14 protein-coding genes and 1 pseudogene are annotated in these 16,007 nt (G+C 72.5%); 11 read left to right on the top strand and 4 right to left on the bottom strand.

Going from position 1 to position 16,007, the window contains the following annotated elements:
* The 4 genes and pseudogenes from VFB40_RS17990 to VFB40_RS17975 form a co-directional block, all read left to right on the top strand.
* Positions 1 to 337 (top strand): annotated as a pseudogene (locus VFB40_RS17990) (MATE family efflux transporter); the annotation flags it as partial.
* 74 nt (positions 338 to 411) lie between these two features.
* Positions 412 to 1,524: a winged helix DNA-binding domain-containing protein gene (locus VFB40_RS17985; RefSeq protein ID WP_324852127.1), complete on the top strand. Its 1,113-nt coding sequence runs from the start codon at positions 412 to 414 to the stop codon at positions 1,522 to 1,524.
* Positions 1,525 to 1,577: 53 nt separating this feature from the next.
* Positions 1,578 to 1,871: a hypothetical protein gene (locus VFB40_RS17980; protein ID WP_324852125.1), complete on the top strand. Its 294-nt coding sequence runs from the start codon at positions 1,578 to 1,580 to the stop codon at positions 1,869 to 1,871.
* Between the two features lie 12 nt (positions 1,872 to 1,883).
* A complete protein-coding gene (locus tag VFB40_RS17975; RefSeq protein WP_324852123.1) occupies positions 1,884 to 2,555 on the top strand; it encodes a hypothetical protein in 672 nt (223 codons plus the stop codon).
* A 27-nt stretch (positions 2,556 to 2,582) separates the two neighbouring features.
* On the opposite strand, the gene VFB40_RS17970 is transcribed toward VFB40_RS17975, so the two are convergent.
* Positions 2,583 to 5,306, bottom strand: coding sequence for a LuxR C-terminal-related transcriptional regulator (locus VFB40_RS17970; protein ID WP_324852121.1), 2,724 nt, complete (start codon positions 5,304 to 5,306; stop codon positions 2,583 to 2,585).
* 127 nt (positions 5,307 to 5,433) lie between these two features.
* Between VFB40_RS17970 and VFB40_RS17965 the strand changes: the two genes are divergently transcribed.
* Entirely contained in the window at positions 5,434 to 5,784 is a 351-nt protein-coding gene (locus VFB40_RS17965; RefSeq protein ID WP_324852119.1) for a VOC family protein, read from the top strand.
* Positions 5,785 to 5,812: 28 nt separating this feature from the next.
* Here the strand turns inward: VFB40_RS17965 and VFB40_RS17960 are convergent, their stop codons facing one another.
* Positions 5,813 to 6,307: a hypothetical protein gene (locus tag VFB40_RS17960; protein WP_324852117.1), complete on the bottom strand. Its 495-nt coding sequence runs from the start codon at positions 6,305 to 6,307 to the stop codon at positions 5,813 to 5,815.
* Between the two features lie 27 nt (positions 6,308 to 6,334).
* Positions 6,335 to 7,639 (bottom strand): MFS transporter, encoded by a 1,305-nt coding sequence (locus VFB40_RS17955; RefSeq protein WP_324852115.1) that lies wholly within the window; start codon positions 7,637 to 7,639, stop codon positions 6,335 to 6,337.
* A gap of 146 nt (positions 7,640 to 7,785) precedes the next feature.
* Between VFB40_RS17955 and VFB40_RS17950 the strand changes: the two genes are divergently transcribed.
* The 6 genes from VFB40_RS17950 (at position 7,786) to VFB40_RS17925 (ending at position 15,607) form a co-directional block, all read left to right on the top strand.
* Entirely contained in the window at positions 7,786 to 8,715 is a 930-nt protein-coding gene (locus tag VFB40_RS17950; protein WP_324852113.1) for a LysR family transcriptional regulator, read from the top strand.
* 128 nt (positions 8,716 to 8,843) lie between these two features.
* Positions 8,844 to 11,489, top strand: a complete 2,646-nt coding sequence (locus VFB40_RS17945; RefSeq protein ID WP_349261530.1) for an alpha-L-rhamnosidase-related protein — start codon at positions 8,844 to 8,846, stop codon at positions 11,487 to 11,489.
* Between the two features lie 181 nt (positions 11,490 to 11,670).
* Positions 11,671 to 14,349 (top strand): alpha-L-rhamnosidase-related protein, encoded by a 2,679-nt coding sequence (locus VFB40_RS17940; RefSeq protein ID WP_324852109.1) that lies wholly within the window; start codon positions 11,671 to 11,673, stop codon positions 14,347 to 14,349.
* A gap of 93 nt (positions 14,350 to 14,442) precedes the next feature.
* Positions 14,443 to 14,991, top strand: coding sequence for a hypothetical protein (locus VFB40_RS17935; protein WP_324852107.1), 549 nt, complete (start codon positions 14,443 to 14,445; stop codon positions 14,989 to 14,991).
* Between the two features lie 71 nt (positions 14,992 to 15,062).
* The gene (locus VFB40_RS17930; RefSeq protein ID WP_324852105.1) at positions 15,063 to 15,332 is read left to right on the top strand and encodes a type II toxin-antitoxin system Phd/YefM family antitoxin; all 270 of its coding nucleotides are present in this window, start codon (positions 15,063 to 15,065) and stop codon (positions 15,330 to 15,332) included.
* On the top strand, positions 15,329 to 15,607 hold the full coding sequence (locus VFB40_RS17925; protein ID WP_324852103.1) for a type II toxin-antitoxin system RelE family toxin: 279 nt from the start codon (positions 15,329 to 15,331) through the stop codon (positions 15,605 to 15,607). Before VFB40_RS17930 ends, VFB40_RS17925 begins: the two co-directional genes overlap by 4 nt.
* A 90-nt stretch (positions 15,608 to 15,697) precedes the next feature.
* Here VFB40_RS17925 and VFB40_RS17920 read toward each other — a convergent pair.
* Positions 15,698 to 16,007 (bottom strand): AMIN-like domain-containing (lipo)protein (locus VFB40_RS17920; protein WP_324852101.1); only part of this gene is annotated, 310 nt, incomplete at its 5' end.

Below are 16,007 nucleotides of genomic sequence, written 5' to 3'. Positions count from 1 at the left end.
ACGCGCCGCGCTGATGCCTGTCCTCGCGCTGGCCGCGGTGCTGCAGTTGCCTGCCGGAGCGGTGTTCGTGCTCGACGGTGTGTTGATCGGCGCCGGTGACGCGGTGTACCTGGCGTGGGCGGCGCTGGCATGCACCGGGGTGTTCCTGGGCGGGCTCGCTGTTCTGCGCGCCGTCGATCCGCCGCACCTGGCCGCGGGTGCGGTCGGCGGGCCGGGTTCCGGCGGCGCGCTGACCGGGCTGTGGTGCGTGATCGGGGTGTTCACGCTCGCGCGATGGGTCGCGCTGGCGCTGCGGGAGCGCCGCGACGCCTGGATGCGCACCGGAGCCGCGGCCTGACCGGTATGGTCACCGCGTCACCGTCCCACGGCCCCGCCGCCCTCGTCCGACCGCTTCGCTCGCCCGGAGGTCTCATGGCCGGCACCGTCCTGTCCCCGCGAGCCGCGGGGCGCGCCACGCTCGCGCGCCAGCACCTGCTGCAGCGCACCGAGGCAGCGGCCGCAGCGGAGATCGCGCACCTCGGCGGGATGCAGGCCCAGGCGCCGCTCGCGCCTTACGTCGGGCTGTGGACCCGGCTGGGTGGCTTCACCACCGACGAGCTGTCCGCGCTCTACCGGCAGCGGCAGGTGGTGCGCATCGCGCTGATGCGCGGCACGATCCACTTGGTGACCGCCGAAGACGCGCTGGCCTGGCGCACGCTGGTCGATCCGGTGATCGAACGCGGCACTCAGGGCGCGTTCGGACGGCACTACCGCGACCTTGACCGCGCGCAACTGGCCGAGGCGGCGCGCGAGCTGACCGAGCAGGAGCCGCGCACCTTCGCCGAACTCGGCACGCTGCTGGCCGAGCGGTTCCCCGACCGCGACCCCGCGGCGCTCGCCCAGGCCGCGCGGGCCCAGTTGCCGCTGGTGCAGGTCCCGCCGCGCGGCGTGTGGGGCGAGCGCGGCCGCATCGCGCACACGACCACACGCGCGTGGCTCGGACGCGACCCGCTGGACAAACCCGACCTCGACGCGATGGTGCTGCGCTACCTGCAGGCGTTCGGGCCCGCCACGGTCATGGACGCCCAGGCGTGGAGCGGCCTGACCCGGCTGCGCGAAGTCTTCGACCGCCTGCGCCCTTCGCTGCGCGTCAGCAAGGGCGAGAACGGCGCGGAGCTCTTCGACCTGCCGCACGCCCCGCGCCCGGACCCGGACGTCCCGGCGCCCGCGCGTTTCCTGCCCGAGTACGACAACCTGCTCTTCTCCCACGCCGACCGCACGCGCGTGAACCCGCACGGCTACCGCGTCCCGCTCTTCCCCGGCAACGGCGCAACGCTCGGGTACTTCCTGCTCGACGGCGTCTACACCGGCCTGTGGCGCGTCGAGCGCAACACCGCCGCAGGCAGCGTCCTGCTGACGATCCAGCACTTCGCCCCGCTATCCGCGGCGCACCGCGAGCAGCTGATCGAGGAGGGCCTGCGCCTGCTCGAATTCCTCGGGCCGGCTGCCACCCCGCAGATTCACTTCGAGGCCGCTTCCCCCTGACATGTAGGGGAACCCCTGATTCCTTCGCGGCGGCGCATTCCTATCGTTCGATCATGGCCGATGCGGAGCGGACCAGGTACATCGCGGAATGCTTCTGGGCTGGCGTGCGGGAACAGGACCTGCGCGATCTCGAAGTGCGCATCGACGCGGCGGCGGCCGCGACGCTGGGCGGGCACGAACCGCCGGTGCGCTACCTGGGGTGGCTACTGGTTCTCGACGACGAGGTCGTGCTGATCCTGTTCGAGGGCCCGCCGGGAAGCGTCCGGCGCGTCGCGCGCGACGCCGGGATTCCCTACGAACGCCTGCTCAACGCCTCGCATGCACTGCGGCCTGACCAGATCAACTAGGGAGGCACCGGAATGACCATCAGATCTACTGGCGCCGCCGTCGTGCTGGGTGTGACCGCGGCGTGCGCACTGCTGGCGGGCTGCAGCTCGACGGCGGCCACGGGCGCCGGCGGGCAGCCGTCGAGCGCGGCCGCGACGCAGAACGCGGCCGCGCCCTCGCCGTCGGCGCCCGCCGCGTCGCCGACCCCGGTCGTCAAGGACGTGGCCGCGGGCAATTGCACGCTCTACTCGCGCTCCGACGCCGCCACGCTGCTTGGCGCCGTCAACTTCAACAACAAGGCCCTGGACATCGGCACCGACGGCGGCACGACGATCGATCAGTGCTCGTACCTCGACCTACAGGGAGTGCAGAACCTGCAGGGTGTCAGCTACGCCGTAGTGCGTTACGACAGCGCCGGGACCGCGTTCACCGAGGCGACGAAGGTCCAGACGGAGATGCTCGGAGACGCGGCCGAGCACAACTGGCCGGTCCAGTCGCTCACCGCGCCGGTGCCGGGTGCGGGCCAACTGCTGGGTGGCTACGGGACCAAGACCGAGCAGGGCGTGACCTACACCATCGCGGTCGTCGGCACCAACGTCGGGCCGTACCTTGTGGCCGCGCTCGGCGCCAGCACCCAAGGCCCGGACAAGGCCAAGAATTTCGCGCTCACGCTCTTTCAAGCGCTCTCCGCCAAGGTCGGCTAAGCGCGCGCTGCGCAAACGCGGCCTCTGCTATGCGTCGGGGACCGTACCGCGCTGGTCGGCGAACAGGCCGGCCAACGCGGTACGCGAGCGCACGCCGAGCTTGCGGTAGATGCGCGTGAGGTTCACTTCGACCGTCTTGGGGCTAAGGAAGACACGATCGGCGATCTCGCGGTTGGACAGGCCGCGCACGGCCAGCTGTGCGATGGTCTGTTCCGTGGGTGTCAGGCCCGGGTCCGAGTGCCGCTGCGGGATGCGCGCCAGTTCGGCCCGGGTGCGCTCGGCCCAGATCGGCGTCTGCAGGTCGGTGAACGCCGCGAGCGCTTCGGTCAGCGCCTTGCGGGCGAGCGCCTTCTCGCGTCGGCGCCGGTGGATCTGACCGGCCAGCAGCAGCGTCCTGGCGTGCTCGAACGCCAGCGGCAGATTCGCGAGCAGCGCGAGCGCCCGCTGCACCGAGGCGAGGGCCGGGTCGAGTTCGCCGTGCGCGGCGCACAGGACCGCCTCGCCCCGCGCGGCGAGCGCGAGCGGCCACCGCCCTGCGCAGCTGCGGGCTTCCGCATCGAGCCGGGCGAGCACCACGGCCGCCTCGGCCAGCTCGCCGACGCCCGCGAGCGCGTCGATCAGGTCGCCGGCGTGCGCGCACAACCTCGGTTCCCGGATCCCGGCCTCGTGCTTGGCATGGTCCAGTCGGCGCAGGTGCGCGGCCGCGTCGGCGAAGCGGCCGCGGGCGAGCGCGACCAGGCCAAGGCCGAGCAGGGCGGGTGCCTGGTCCAGGTCGATCCCGGGATCGGCCTGCGCCATGGTGACCACACCGGTGGCGGCGGCTTCGGCCTCGTCGAGCCGGCCGAGCATGGCCAGCGCGACCGCGTGGAAGCCGACCTCCCACGGGTTGCCGCCTGGCGCCCCGATCTGCTGCGCGCGTTCGATCGCCTCGCGGGTGAGCTCGGCGGCGGCGTGGAAGCGGCCCGCCATGATCTCGCCCTCGGCCATCCAGCCGAGGATGGCCGGAAGGACCGACCTGTTCTCCACCATCGCCCGCTCGTACATGCCGCGCAGCACCCGCAGACCTTCGTCGATGCGCCCGTCGTAGGTCAGCAGACGGCCGATCAGGTCCTCGCCGGCCACCGCGGTGCGCACGGGCGGGAAGTCGCGGCGGGGCGGCGGGTTCAGTCCGTCGAGCCGTTCGAGGTGGATGCCGAGCCCGGTGTAGAACTCGGCCTCTACCAGTGCGGCGCGCGCGTGGAAGAGCACGTGAGGATCGGGGTCGGCAACCTGCTGCACGGCCGCGATGCCCGATCGGGCCAGGGCGAGTTTGCGCTCGATGTCGTTGTCGGACACGCGGGAGAGCAGCTCGTAGACCTCCGCCTGGAACTGCGGATGCCCGGCGGCGTTCTCGATGGCCTGCAACCCTTGGTCGATGGCCCGTCCCAGCTGCCCGGACAGCCGAGTCACATACATGAGGTGGAAGAGCGCGCGGGCTCTGGTCAAACCTACTGGCAGCGTGTCCGCGAGTGACTGCAGTTCCGCGAGCGCGCCGGGTGCGTCACCGGCGCTGTAGAGCAGCCGTCCGAAGGCGATGCGCCGCACCGCCAGAGTCTCGGCTTCGCTCGGCGGCGTGCGCGAGCAGGCCAGGCGTAGCAGGTCGGCGGCCGCGGAGGGCGCGCCGCGGCGCCACGCCAGTTCGGCGGCGTCGGCCAGGGCGAGGGCCACCTGCGCGTCGGGTGCGTCGTCGGCCCGCGCCAGATGGAGGGCGCGTTCCTCGAGGTCGCCGGCCAGCGCCGCGGCGGCCCGGTGCAGTCGCCGTCTGCGCCCGGCGGGGATCGAGTCGTAGGCGGCCGCGGCGAGGATCGGGTGGCAGAAACGCAGTTGTCCGCGCTCGGCGGCGAGGATGCCGTGCTGCTCGGCGTGCGCGAGCGAGGCCTCCAGGTCCGGGGCCGCAGGCTCGAGCCGCGCCAGCAACGCCGGTGTCGGCGTGCGGAGGATCGAGGCGGTTTCCACGACGCGCCGCACCCGCTCCGGCAGCTTGGCGATGCGCGCCCGGGCCAGCTCCAGCGCGTAGAGCGGGTTGCCGCCGGAGAGCTCCGCGATGCGCACGGTGCGCGGCCAGGCCGGCGCCCAGCCCAGCGCGCGGCGCAGAATCCGCGAGAGGTCGCCGGCGCCGACCGGCGCCGGCGCGAGCCGGTCGAGGCGACCCGCGGGCACCGCCCGGGTCAGCTCGGCGACCCACTCGAGGGCCTCGCCGGTGCGTTGCACGACGGCGAGGCGGGTCGCGGTGTCGACGAGCCTGCGCACCGCGAAGCTGAGTGCGCGGGCCGTGGGCCGGTCGAGCCATTGCGCGTCGTCCACCGCGAGCAGCAGGGGCCGCCCCTGCCCGCCGAGCGCGCGGATCGCCGCGGACGCGGCGATGTAGAGCGAGAGCCGGTCGAACTGCCCTTCGGGTTCCTCACGTCTCAGGATGGTCCTGATGACTCTGGCCTGGGGGCCCGGCAGGGTTTGGAACACGCCGTGGTCGAGACCGGCCAGCAGGTCCGTCAGACCGACGTAGGACAGGTCCGTCTCGGACCGCGACGGGCGGCACTCCAGGACCGGCAGGCCGCGTGCACGCGCCGAGTCGGTCAGCGAGCCGAGCAGCGTGGACTTCCCGATGCCCGCCTCGCCGTCGATCACGATGGCGCGCAGGACCGGGTCGGTGTCCTCGATGAACCTCTCAAGGACCGCCACCTCGTCGGCCCTGCCCACGATCGAATGCGCCACCGCGGCCTCATCTCGCCCTCAGCGGACATCCGGATCGTCTCACGCTGCGGGGCCCCGGCGTGGCGGTTCGCCGGGAACGCGTGCCGCGATCGCGCGGCGCAATACGCTCCCGCGTATCCTTGGCGGCATGATCGACGGCGCGCACGTCATCGTGTACAGCCACGACGCCGAGGCCGACCGGGCCTTCTTCCGCGACGTGCTGGAGTACCCGCATGTGGACGCCGGAGGCGGCTGGCTGGTCTTCAGGCTGCCGCCGGCCGAGCTGGCCGTCCATCCCGCCGAGGCGGCGGACCAGCACGAGCTGTACCTGATGTGCAGCGACCTGGACGCGGTCATGCAGAAGCTGACCGCGCGCGGCGTGCAGTTCACCGAACCGGTCACCGAGGCACGCTGGGGACGCTTGACCAAGTTCCGGTTGCCCGGCGGCGGCGCCGTGGGCATCTACGAACCGCGCCACCCGCGGGCGACCGACCTGTAACCGGCCACGGCGGTTGGTCTTTGCTGCGTCACTGGTTCCGGAGCAGCTCCACCGCCTGCGGGAGGGTGCGCAGCGGGGCGGCGGTTCCGGCGGGCAGCGTGCGAACATCCCAGCCGGGACCGGCCGGATACAGCGGAGCATCGGTCACGGCCTGAGCGTGACGCAGGCACGCCGGGTCGGCCACCTCGGGCCAGCGCGCCCACAGCACCGTGGCCCGCGGGCGCAGACGTCTCATCGCGTCGGCGAGGGCCGGGCTGGGCAGGTCACCGAGCAGGAGGGAAGACGTGCCGCAGTCCGCGAGCGCCGCGGCAAGCGCGGTCAACGGCAGCGTGTGCCCCTCGCCGGGCGCCGCGACGAGCAGGACCGGCGGCTGCCTCGGCCGCACGGGATGCGCCGCCCGGGCGTGACGGCGCAGCGCCGCGTCGATGACGCCGCTGGTCAGGTGCTCAACCTCGACACCGCAGCCGGTGCGTTCCCAGTGCTCACCGATGGCGGTGAGGGCGGGAGCGAGCAGTCGCCGCACGGCGGGGCAGCGACAGGTGACGGCGCGTCAGGCGCGGCCCGGAGCGGACTGCGCCTGCGCCTGCTCCTGTGCCAGCGGATCAGTGGCCGGCTGCGAGGCGGTGGCGCGGCGCGGCAGCAGAAGCGGGGTCGCCAGGAGAAACACCCCGGCCAGGGCGATGGCGGTGCGCGGGCCCAGCAGCTCACCCAGCACGCCCCACGCCGCGGTCAGCAGCGCGGTCGAGGCCTTGGTCGACACGGCCCACGCGGACAGCACGCGGGCCACCCGGTCGGTAGCGGTGCGTTCGAGCCGGTAGGTGGCGTAGATCGGGTTGAAGATCCCGCAGCAGAAGATGAGCCCCAGCTCCACGCCGACGACCAGCAGCAGCCCTCCCGTGCCGGGAGCGATGAAAGCCAGGCCGACGGGCCACAGCGCACGCAGCGCCCCGGCCGCGACGAGGACCTCGTGCTGCCCGAACCGGGTGACCAGCGGACGGGCCAGGCGCGAGCCGACCAGCCCGCCGATCGAAGGCGCGGCGAACGCGAGACCGTACTGCCACGGCGCGAACCCAAGCTGGCCGAGCATCAACACCGCGAGCAGCGGCTGGGTGGCCATCACCAGGCCGTTGAACAACGCGGTGTTGTAGAACAGCGGGCGCAGCGCCGCGTCGGCGAGGATGTGCCGCCACCCCTGGAGCAGGTCCGCGGCCCGCCCGCGCGTCGCGTCCCGGCGCTCGGGCAGCGGCTCGTGCCCGGCCGTCGCGCGGATGCCGAGCGCGGAGAGCAGGTAGCTGACCGCGTCGGCCACCACCGTCGCCACCGGGCCGAGCAGCGCGATCATCGCTCCGCCCAACGGCGGCCCGATGATCGTGGTGCTCCAGGCCGTGGACTCGAACCGGGCGTTGGCGGTCAGCAGGTCCTCGCGCGGCACCAGCGTCTTGAGATACGCGCCGGACCCGGCGCGGAAGGTGATGTCGGCGGCCGCGACCACGACCGAGACCAGCAGCAGCTGGAGGAAGCTGAGCAGGCCGAGCGCGAACGCGACGGGGATCGTGAGCAGCGCCGCGCAGCGCGCCAGGTCCATCGCCACCAGCACCGGCCGCTTGCGGCGCGCCTCCACCCACGGGCCGAGCGGCACCGCCGCGGCCGCGCCCACCGCGGTCCCCGCGGACGAGAGCGCCGCGACCTCGGCCGGCCCGGCGTGCAGGACCCGGATCGCGATCAGCGGGAACGCCCCGAACGCCAGCCACGTGCCCAGCGCGCTGGTCCCGTACGCCGCCCACAGCCAGCCGAAGCGCCGCCCCAGCCGGCGCCCGAGCAGACGCCCCGCATCCAGACGGTGCCCTCTTCCCATGCCGACGCCCCTCGCCGTTCGACCGCACAACCGAACCGCACAATCGATCCGCATTCGCAAGCATCCAAGCGAGCCGCGCCACCGTAGATCAAACAACCAGGAGACCGCCTGCCCACAACCAACGGTTGTGACCGTAGGGTGCCGGCATGGACCTGGACGCCGTGCGCACCTTCGTCGCCGCCGCCGACGCCGGGCAGTTCCAGGAGGCCGCCGCCGAGCTGGCGGTCACCCAGCAGGCCGTCTCCAAGCGCATCGCCGCACTGGAGCGCAGCCTCGGTGTGCGGCTGTTCACCCGCACACCCCGCGGCGCCGAGCTCACCATCGACGGGCAGGCCTTCCTGCCGCACGCGCGCGAGCTGCTGCGCGTGGCCGAGCGCGCCGCCGCGTCCGTGCACACCAGCCGCCGCCCGCTACGCGTCGACATGATCTCCTCACGCGGCGCCGCCTCAGGCCTGATGCGCGGATTCCACCGAGCCCACCCGGACATCGACCTCGACGTCGTCATGGTCTTCGACATCGCCGCGGCCATCGCCGCCATCCGCTCCGGCGCGATCGACGCGTCCTTCCGCGCCGTCGCCGCACCCGGCAGGCCCCTGCCCGACGACATCGAATCCGTACGCGTACTCGACGAGCCGCTCCAGCTGCTCACCGGCCCCGCCCACGCACTGGCCCCAGCCCGGTCCGTGACCCTGCATCAGCTGGTCGGGCACCGCATCTGGATGCCAGGCGCCGTCCCCGGAACCGAGTGGGCCGTCTACTACGAGGACCTCGTCGCGCAGTTCGGCCTGAGCATCGAGGCGACCGGCCCCAACTTCGGCTCCGACGCGCTGCTGGACACCGTCGCCGACACCCCGGCCCTGGCCACCTTCATCGGCGGGCACACCCGCCTGGTCTGGCCCGCCGGCCACGGCCTGCGCCGCATCCCGGTCACCGACCCGACGCCCGTCTACCCGCACTCGCTGCTGTGGCACCGCGACAACCCCCACCCCGCGCTGCCCACCCTGCGCGCCCACCTCGCCGCCGCATCGCCCGGCCACGGCGCAGCCGGGACCTGGACTCCCGCGTGGGCGCTGTGAGGCCCCTGACGGCCGGCCTCGTTCGCGCCCGAGTTTGCGTGCTCTGAGAAGCCGGCTCTAGCCCTCCCCCGGTTCTGCTTGTAGCATCAGGGACGGCCGCTCAATGAATCGTTTCAAAGGAGACAACGATGCCGGAGCCGGACGACGGACCACGCCGGCGGACCCTGATCAAAGCCGGGTTCGCCGCCGCCGCGGTCGCAGGAATCCCCTTGACCGGTCAAGCCCCAGCGGCAGCCGCCTCCGCGAGCGGAGCCGACAACGGGGCCGGCCTGGCGGCGGAAAGCGCGGCGTCGGCACCGAGCAGCGACTGGCACCGCTACGTCGTGGGCCCCAAAAGTCGTAACGTTTCACCGGTCCGCGTGATCGCGACCGCAGGGGACGTGCGCGACCCGGCGGCGCTGCTCAAGCCCGGCGGCGCGGTCACCGTGCTCACCCGGCCGCAGCCGCCCGTACCGCCGGCCTGGCCCGCCGGAACGGTCGCCACCGCCTCCTCGTATCACGACCCGAACGGCGGCAACAACGGCACGTACACCACGTACTACCCCTCGAACGCGATCGACGGCGACCCGACCACCTTCTGGAACGACGCGAACCCCGCCACCTATCCGGCGGTGCTGACGATCACCTCGCCGACGCCCGTCACGCTGCCCGGCGTGACCCTGCTGTCGAACGCCGACGGCGTGCCGGTCGACTTCACCGTCGAGACCTGGGACGGCGCGGCCTGGCAGCCGGCCGGATCGGTGACCGACAACAGCGCCGTCCAGGTGCCCGTCGCCTTCGCCGCCCCGGTGACGACCAGTCAGGTGCGCCTGACCGTCACCCTCGACCAGGACACCCCGCGCGGCCAGTTCACCCGGGTCAACGAGGTGTGGCCGGGCCTGGTCGAGCCGATCGTCCCGCCCAGCGTCACGCTCGACTTCGGCAAGGTCGTGGTCGGCTACCCGCGCGTGCGCTTCGCCTGGGCCTCGGCCGACCACCCGGGCGTGCGGCTGGCCTTCTCGGAGACGGTGGCGGGCCTGAGCGACCGCTCGGACTTCAGCCGCTCGGACTTCTCCGGCGGCGCGGGCACCGACCAGTTCGCCGTCCCGGCGCAAGGCGCCGACTGGACCGACACGGCCGGCTACCAGAGCGGCGAGCAGGTCCACGCGGACGGACTGCGGGGCTTCCGCTATCTGAAGATCACGCTGGACGCCCTGCCCTCGGACGCGCCCGCCGCGCTGCCCTACGGCGCGGTCGCCGTTGACAACGTTGCCATCGCGTTCACCGGGTACCTCGGCACCCCGCGCTCCTACGGCGGCTGGTTCCTGTGCTCCGACGCCGACCTGACCCGGTACTGGTACGCCGCCGCCTACACCAACGAGCTGGTCACGGACACGTTCCGGGCCACCGACTGCGACCCGCGCGGCGCCGCCTCACCGACGCTGGAAGGCCGGCTCGTGCTGCAGGACGGCGCCAAACGCGACCGCGACCCGTACGTCGGCGACATCGCGGTCTCCGGCCGCACCCTCTACCTGACCCACCCCGACGCCGCCGTCGCCGCACGCAACGTGCTCGCGGACCTGGCGGACCATCAGCGCTCCGACGGCTGGATACCCCCGGCCTCCATCGGCGGCTACACCCTCCCGCTGTTCGACTATCCGCTGTGGTGGGTCACGGCCAGCTGGGACTACGTGCTCTACACCGGCGACATCGGCTACGCGGCCCACTACTACGCGAACCTGCTCGCCGTCCTGGATTCCTGGTACCCGAGCGTCACCGACGCCGACGGCCTGCTCAACAAGGGACTGAACAACACCGGCGGCTACGGCGACTACGCCTTCCTGCCCCGCTCCGGCCAGATCACCTACTACAACACCCTCTACGTGCAGGCCCTCAACGACGCGGCGGGCATCGCGACGGCGCTGGGCAAACCCGGCGACGCGCAGCGCTGGAGCCGGCGCGCCGCAGCCGTGGCCGCCGCCGTCAACGCGCATCTGTGGGATGCCGCGGCCGAGGCCTACCTCGACAGTGCCGACGGGCCGGTGCGCCACGCGCAGGACGGCAACGCGATGGCGGTGACCGCGGGCGTGGCCGATCCCGTCCGGGCCGCCGCCGCGCTCGCCTATCTGGCTTCGAGCACCCGTCAGCCCTACGGCAATGCGTTCATGGACAACGAGACGCTGCCCGGGGTCTCCGATGCCGCCCAGCGGGTCTACGCCTTCACCTCGTACCCGGAGCTCGTCGCCCGCTTCGAAAGCGGGCTGGCCGATTCGGCGATCGACCAGATCAAGCGCACCTATGGGTGGATGTACGACCACGACCCGGGCATCACCGCCTGGGAGGGCATCGGCCCCGGCGGCACGCCGTATGAGGGCACGTATACGAGCATGGCGCACGGCTGGTCCACCGGGGTGCTGCCCGCGCTGACCAATGAGCTGCTCGGCGCCGCACCGACCGGGCCGGGCTTCGCGACCTGGACGGTACGGCCGCACCCCGGGGCGGTGGCCTGGGCGCGCGGGCAGGTCCCGACGCCGCACGGAGCGCTGCGCGTGCAATGGGAGAGCGGACAGCGCCGCGGCGCGCCCGCCTTCACCCTGCGCGTGACGGCTCCGCGCGGCACCAGCGGCCAGATCGCCGTGCCCGTACCCGCGTCGGCCGACCCCGCAGCCGTACACGCGACCCTCGACGGTCGTGCGGTCGCGATCGGGGCGGCCCCGCACCGCGCACGCCTGACCGGCGGCGCGCTCCTGCTGGACGGCATCGGCGCAGGAGAGCACGAACTGCTCGTCCACTGATCCGCGCCGGCTCGCATCCAGCGGGCCGGTCACTCACGGTCGGCCGGCTTCCCGCGCCGCGGCGGCGCACGCGCGAGGAAAGCCGGACCGGCTATCAGCCCCGCACACAGCACCCACCAGCACCCGCACTCCAGCACCTCCATCGCGTCCGGGAACGATCTGCAAAGGAGCAGAAGACCCCATGACACGCGTTCCTCGCGCCGTGCTCGCCGCCACCCTCGCCCTCGCCCTCACCGGCGCGGCGACCACTCACACCCACACCCGCGCCGACGCAGCAGCGGCAGCCGCACCTTCCGTGGCACCCGCTGCAGCGGCCAATCCGTGCGCCGCGGACAACCTCTCGCCCACCTCGCGCACACTCGCGCCCCGCTCCGTCTTCGCCGCCAGCGGTGCCGTGACCAACCCGGCCAACCTGCTCACCGGCCAGTCCACGCGGCTGTCCGGCAACGGCGCCGCCGTCACCCTCGACTTCGGCAAGGAGGTCGGCGGCCTGGTCACCCTCACTTTCGCCGGCTCCAGCGACGCGAGCCAGAGCGTCGGACTCGCCTTCACCGAATCCTCGCAGTTCGTGGGCACCAGCAGCGACGCGTCCAACGGCGGAGGCGGAGGCGACGGCGCCCTGATCGCGCCGGTGAGCGGGCCCGGCAGCTACACGACGCCGGCCGACAAGCTGCGCGGCGGCTTCCGCTACCTGACCCTCTTCCTCAACTCGAGCGGCTACGTCGATCTGAACAGGGTCTCGCTCGCCTTCACCGCCGCGCCGGGCACCGCCGATCCGGCCGCGTACCCGGACTACTTCTGCTCGAATGACGCCGCACTGAATCAGATCTGGTACGCCGGGGCGTACACCGTCCAGCTCGACACGATCGACCCGACGCAGGGCCGCGTGTGGCCGGCGCCGTCCTCGGGCTGGGAGAACAACGGCCTGGTCGGGGTCGGCAGCGAGGTGCTCGTCGACGGCGCCAAGCGGGACCGCTCGGTATGGCCGGGCGACATGGGCATCGCCACCCCGACCGCGTATGTGAGCACCGACGACATGACCGCGGTGCGCAACTCGCTCAGCACGATGTATCAGAACCAGAAGTCGACCGGGGAGCTGCCCTACGGCGGACCCGAGTTCGACTTCTACGGCTCCGACACCTACCACATGTGGACTCTCGTCGACACCTACACCTACTACCTGTACACGGCCGACAAGTCCTGGCTGGACGGCGTGTGGGCCGGATACCAGCGGGGCGTGGCCTTCATCACCGCGAAGATCGACGGCAACGGCCTGCTGAACGTCACCGGGACCAACGACTGGGCCCGCGGCGACCAGGGCGGGGAGAACATCGAGGCGAACGCGCTGCTCTACCAGGTGCTGACCACCGGCGCCGCGCTGGCCACGGCCGAAGGCAACAGCTCCCTGGCCGCGAACTACGCCGGCCGCGCCGCGAGCCTCAAGACGCAGATCAACGCAGCGCTCTGGGACGCCTCCGCGGGAGCGTACAAGGACAACCCCGGCAGCACGCTGCATCCGCAGGACGGCAACTCGCTGGCCGTCTGGTACGGCGTCGCCTCCGGCGCGCGGGCGCAGAGCGTCATGGCCGCGCTGCGCGGCGACTGGAGCAGCATCGGCGCGCAGACACCCGAGTTCAGCGGCAACCTCTCCCCCTTCGCCGGCTCCATGGAGCTGTACGCGCGCTTCGCCGCGAACGACGACGCCAACGCGCTCAACCTGATCCGCGACGAATGGGGCTACATGCTCGACTCGCCGCTCGGCACCGCCAGCACCTTCTGGGAGGGTTACTCCAGCGCCGGCGCGCTGACCGCGTATCCGAGCGCTTACACCAGCCTCGCGCACGGCTGGTCGAGCGGCGCGACCGGCGCGCTGACCACCGCCGTGCTCGGCATCGCGCCGACCGCCCCGGCCGGCGCCGCGTACCAGGTCGTCCCGCATCCCGGCGACCTGACCCACGTGGAGGGAACGCTCACCGTCGCGCCCGGCAAGAGCGTCCACGTCGGCTACGACCACGACGCCGCCGGGGACTTCACGATGCAGGTGGACTCCTCCGCCAACTCCGGGTCCACCGGCGTGATCGCCGTGCCGACCTGGGGCCAGACCCACACGGTGACCGTCAACGGCGCGACCGCGTGGAACGGCTCCGCCTTCACCGGCGCGAGCGGCATCGCCGGCGCGGACAGCGACGGGACCTACATCTACTTCCGCAGCGTCCAGCCCGGCGCCTACACGCTCGGATACGCGGCGAACGGCACCGCGCCGCCGATCGTCCACCAGCAGCTGCCGGGCACCTGGAGCAGGTGCGCCGCGGAGAACGGCTCGTGCGCGGTCACCGCGAACTCGGTCATCGCCTACGGCGCGAACGGCCGCTTCAACTACCGCTCCGCCACCAGCGCCACCGCCTGCTCGAACGCGGTGTTCACCGACCCGGCGCCCGGCGTGGTCAAGTGGTGTTACGCGCAGCCCGCGCCCGCCGGGTCGGCGCCGTGGCAGCAGTGCGCGGCCGAGAACGCGACCTGCGCGTTCAGCGGCGTGATGACCGTGGCGTACGGCGCGAACGGCGCCTACTCCTACGCCACGCTCGGAGGCGGCGGAACCCCGTGCACGAACGCGGTGTTCACCGACCCGGCCTTCGGCACCGCCAAGGCCTGCTACCTCATCGGCCCGCCGCCGACGTTCGCGAGCTGGACGACCTGCGCCGCCGAGAACGGAACCTGCTCGTTCTCCGGCACCCACGAGGTCGCGTTCGGCGCCGACGGCCGCTACTACTACGGCAGCTTCACCGGCTCCGCGCCCTGCACCAACGCCGTGTTCGGAGATCCGGACGTCGGCGCCGTGAAGGCCTGCTACCTCCAGTAGCCGCTGCATCGAGTACCTATCGCGTCCGCAGCCAGGCCGCGCGAGCTGTGACCGGGGATCGGCTCGCGCGGCCGCCCTGCGATGATGACCGTCATGGCGGTCGACCGGGAGCAGCAGGCGGCACAGAGCCGGCAGGCGGCGGAAGAGACGCGGCGCCGGGCGGTGGAGCAGGCGCGGCAGCAGACGGCGTGGATCGAGCAGGCGTCGCAGCAGCCCGAGCAGCAGCAGGAGTTCATCCGGCAGAACAACGTGATCTACGGCGGGCTGATCGCGGTAGGCCTGGTGCTGGTCCAGCCGTTCCTGACCGTCAGCGGCCTGGACTGGTCGGCGAAGATCTGCGTGATCGCCTTCTCGGTGGCCATCCCACTGCTGGCCGCCCTGCTCATGGTCAACCACCAGGAGACCTTCCGGCGCCGGGTGACCAACTCGCTCGCGGTGCGGGTCACCCAGTCGGTCGCGCAGCTGCTCGCATACGTCGGCGTGGTCGCCGGCTTCTGGCACATCATGTGGCCCGCCGGGGTCGCGATCATGATCAGCGGGTTCGCGGCGCTGATGGTGCACTCGGCGGGCTACTTCCGCCTGGAGGTCGCGGCCAAGGCCGAAGCCGCGGCGGCCGAATCCGCGGACGGCGCCGGGAAGTAGCGCGGCGCGGCGCAAAATCCATCTGCCGAAGGGCCTGGCCTGCAAAAGCTACGAATCGTACACTTTGCAGGGTGACCACCTACACGCTGAGCGAGGCTCGCGCGCACCTGGGCAAGGTCGTCAACCGGGCCCGCTACGGCGGGGAGATCGTCGAGCTGACCGAGCACGGCGAACCGGCCGCGGTGCTGATCAGTCCGGAGCGGCTGGCGTACTACCGGCAGCTGGAGGACGCCCGGGACCTGGCCGAGGCCGAGCGGGTCAGCGCGCAAGGCCGCGCCACCGTCCCGCACGCTGAGGTCGCCGCGCAGTTCGGCTTGGCGCCGGACGGCCGCCCCTTGTGAGAGACGACGCCGTCCTCTACGAGCTGACCTGGGAACCCGAGGCGATCGAGCAACTGTCCACGCTCGCCAAGACCTACCCCGACGCGGCCGCGGGCGTCATTCCGGCCGTCCACCTGCTGGCCGCCGATCCGCGGCCGACCCACTCCACCGCGCTGGGCGGCTCGGGCACCTACCGCCGCCTTCAGGTCGGCCACCTGCGGATCATCTACGCGGTCAGCGAGATCACGCACGCGGTGCGCATCATCCTGGTCGGCCGAGCCGACCAGCCTCGCTAGAGCACGCGCCGGGCTCATCGCCGCATCAGAACGGGGCGGCTCCGTCCTCGGAGCCGCCCCGCTGCGCGCCTGTCGGTGCCAGTGTCAGTCTCAGTGTGCGACGTCGATGGCCAGCTCGGTCGGGCTCAGCACGGTGACCGTGTAGCTCGACGCGTGATCCAGGCCGATGCCCACCTGGGCGTAGCCCTCGAACCCGCCCATCTGCTTGGCCGCCTTGACCTCCGGGAACGCGGTGGTTACCAGCGTCGAGCCCGAGTAGCCCTCGTCGTCGGCGGGGTTCAGCTCAACGTCCAGGTACGTGTGCGCGTTGGGCAGCGTGACGTCCTTCCCCGAACCCTGCGCCTCCAGCACGTCGGTAGGCGTGACCGAGTAGCCCGGGATGCTGCTCACCTCGAGGATC

Source organism: Actinocrinis sp. (assembly GCF_035650855.1).
In the GTDB taxonomy this organism is placed as follows: Bacteria; Actinomycetota; Actinomycetes; order Streptomycetales; family Catenulisporaceae; genus Actinocrinis.
Note: the sequence above shows the minus strand (reverse complement) of the source record. Positions and strands in the feature narration are given on the sequence as shown.

Bases quoted from the DNA above. Each gene is read 5' to 3' on its own strand.
- VFB40_RS17950 (WP_324852113.1), top strand. From the start codon at position 7,786: ATGGACCTGGACGCCGTGCGCACCTTCGTCGCCGCCGCCGACGCCGGG.
- VFB40_RS17985 (WP_324852127.1), top strand. From the start codon at position 412: ATGGCCGGCACCGTCCTGTCCCCGCGAGCCGCGGGGCGCGCCACGCTC.
- VFB40_RS17935 (WP_324852107.1), top strand. From the start codon at position 14,443: ATGGCGGTCGACCGGGAGCAGCAGGCGGCACAGAGCCGGCAGGCGGCG.
- VFB40_RS17965 (WP_324852119.1), top strand. From the start codon at position 5,434: ATGATCGACGGCGCGCACGTCATCGTGTACAGCCACGACGCCGAGGCC.
- VFB40_RS17980 (WP_324852125.1), top strand. From the start codon at position 1,578: ATGGCCGATGCGGAGCGGACCAGGTACATCGCGGAATGCTTCTGGGCT.
- VFB40_RS17940 (WP_324852109.1), top strand. From the start codon at position 11,671: ATGACACGCGTTCCTCGCGCCGTGCTCGCCGCCACCCTCGCCCTCGCC.
- VFB40_RS17975 (WP_324852123.1), top strand. From the start codon at position 1,884: ATGACCATCAGATCTACTGGCGCCGCCGTCGTGCTGGGTGTGACCGCG.
- VFB40_RS17945 (WP_349261530.1), top strand. From the start codon at position 8,844: ATGCCGGAGCCGGACGACGGACCACGCCGGCGGACCCTGATCAAAGCC.
- VFB40_RS17955 (WP_324852115.1), bottom strand. From the start codon at position 7,639: ATGGGAAGAGGGCACCGTCTGGATGCGGGGCGTCTGCTCGGGCGCCGG.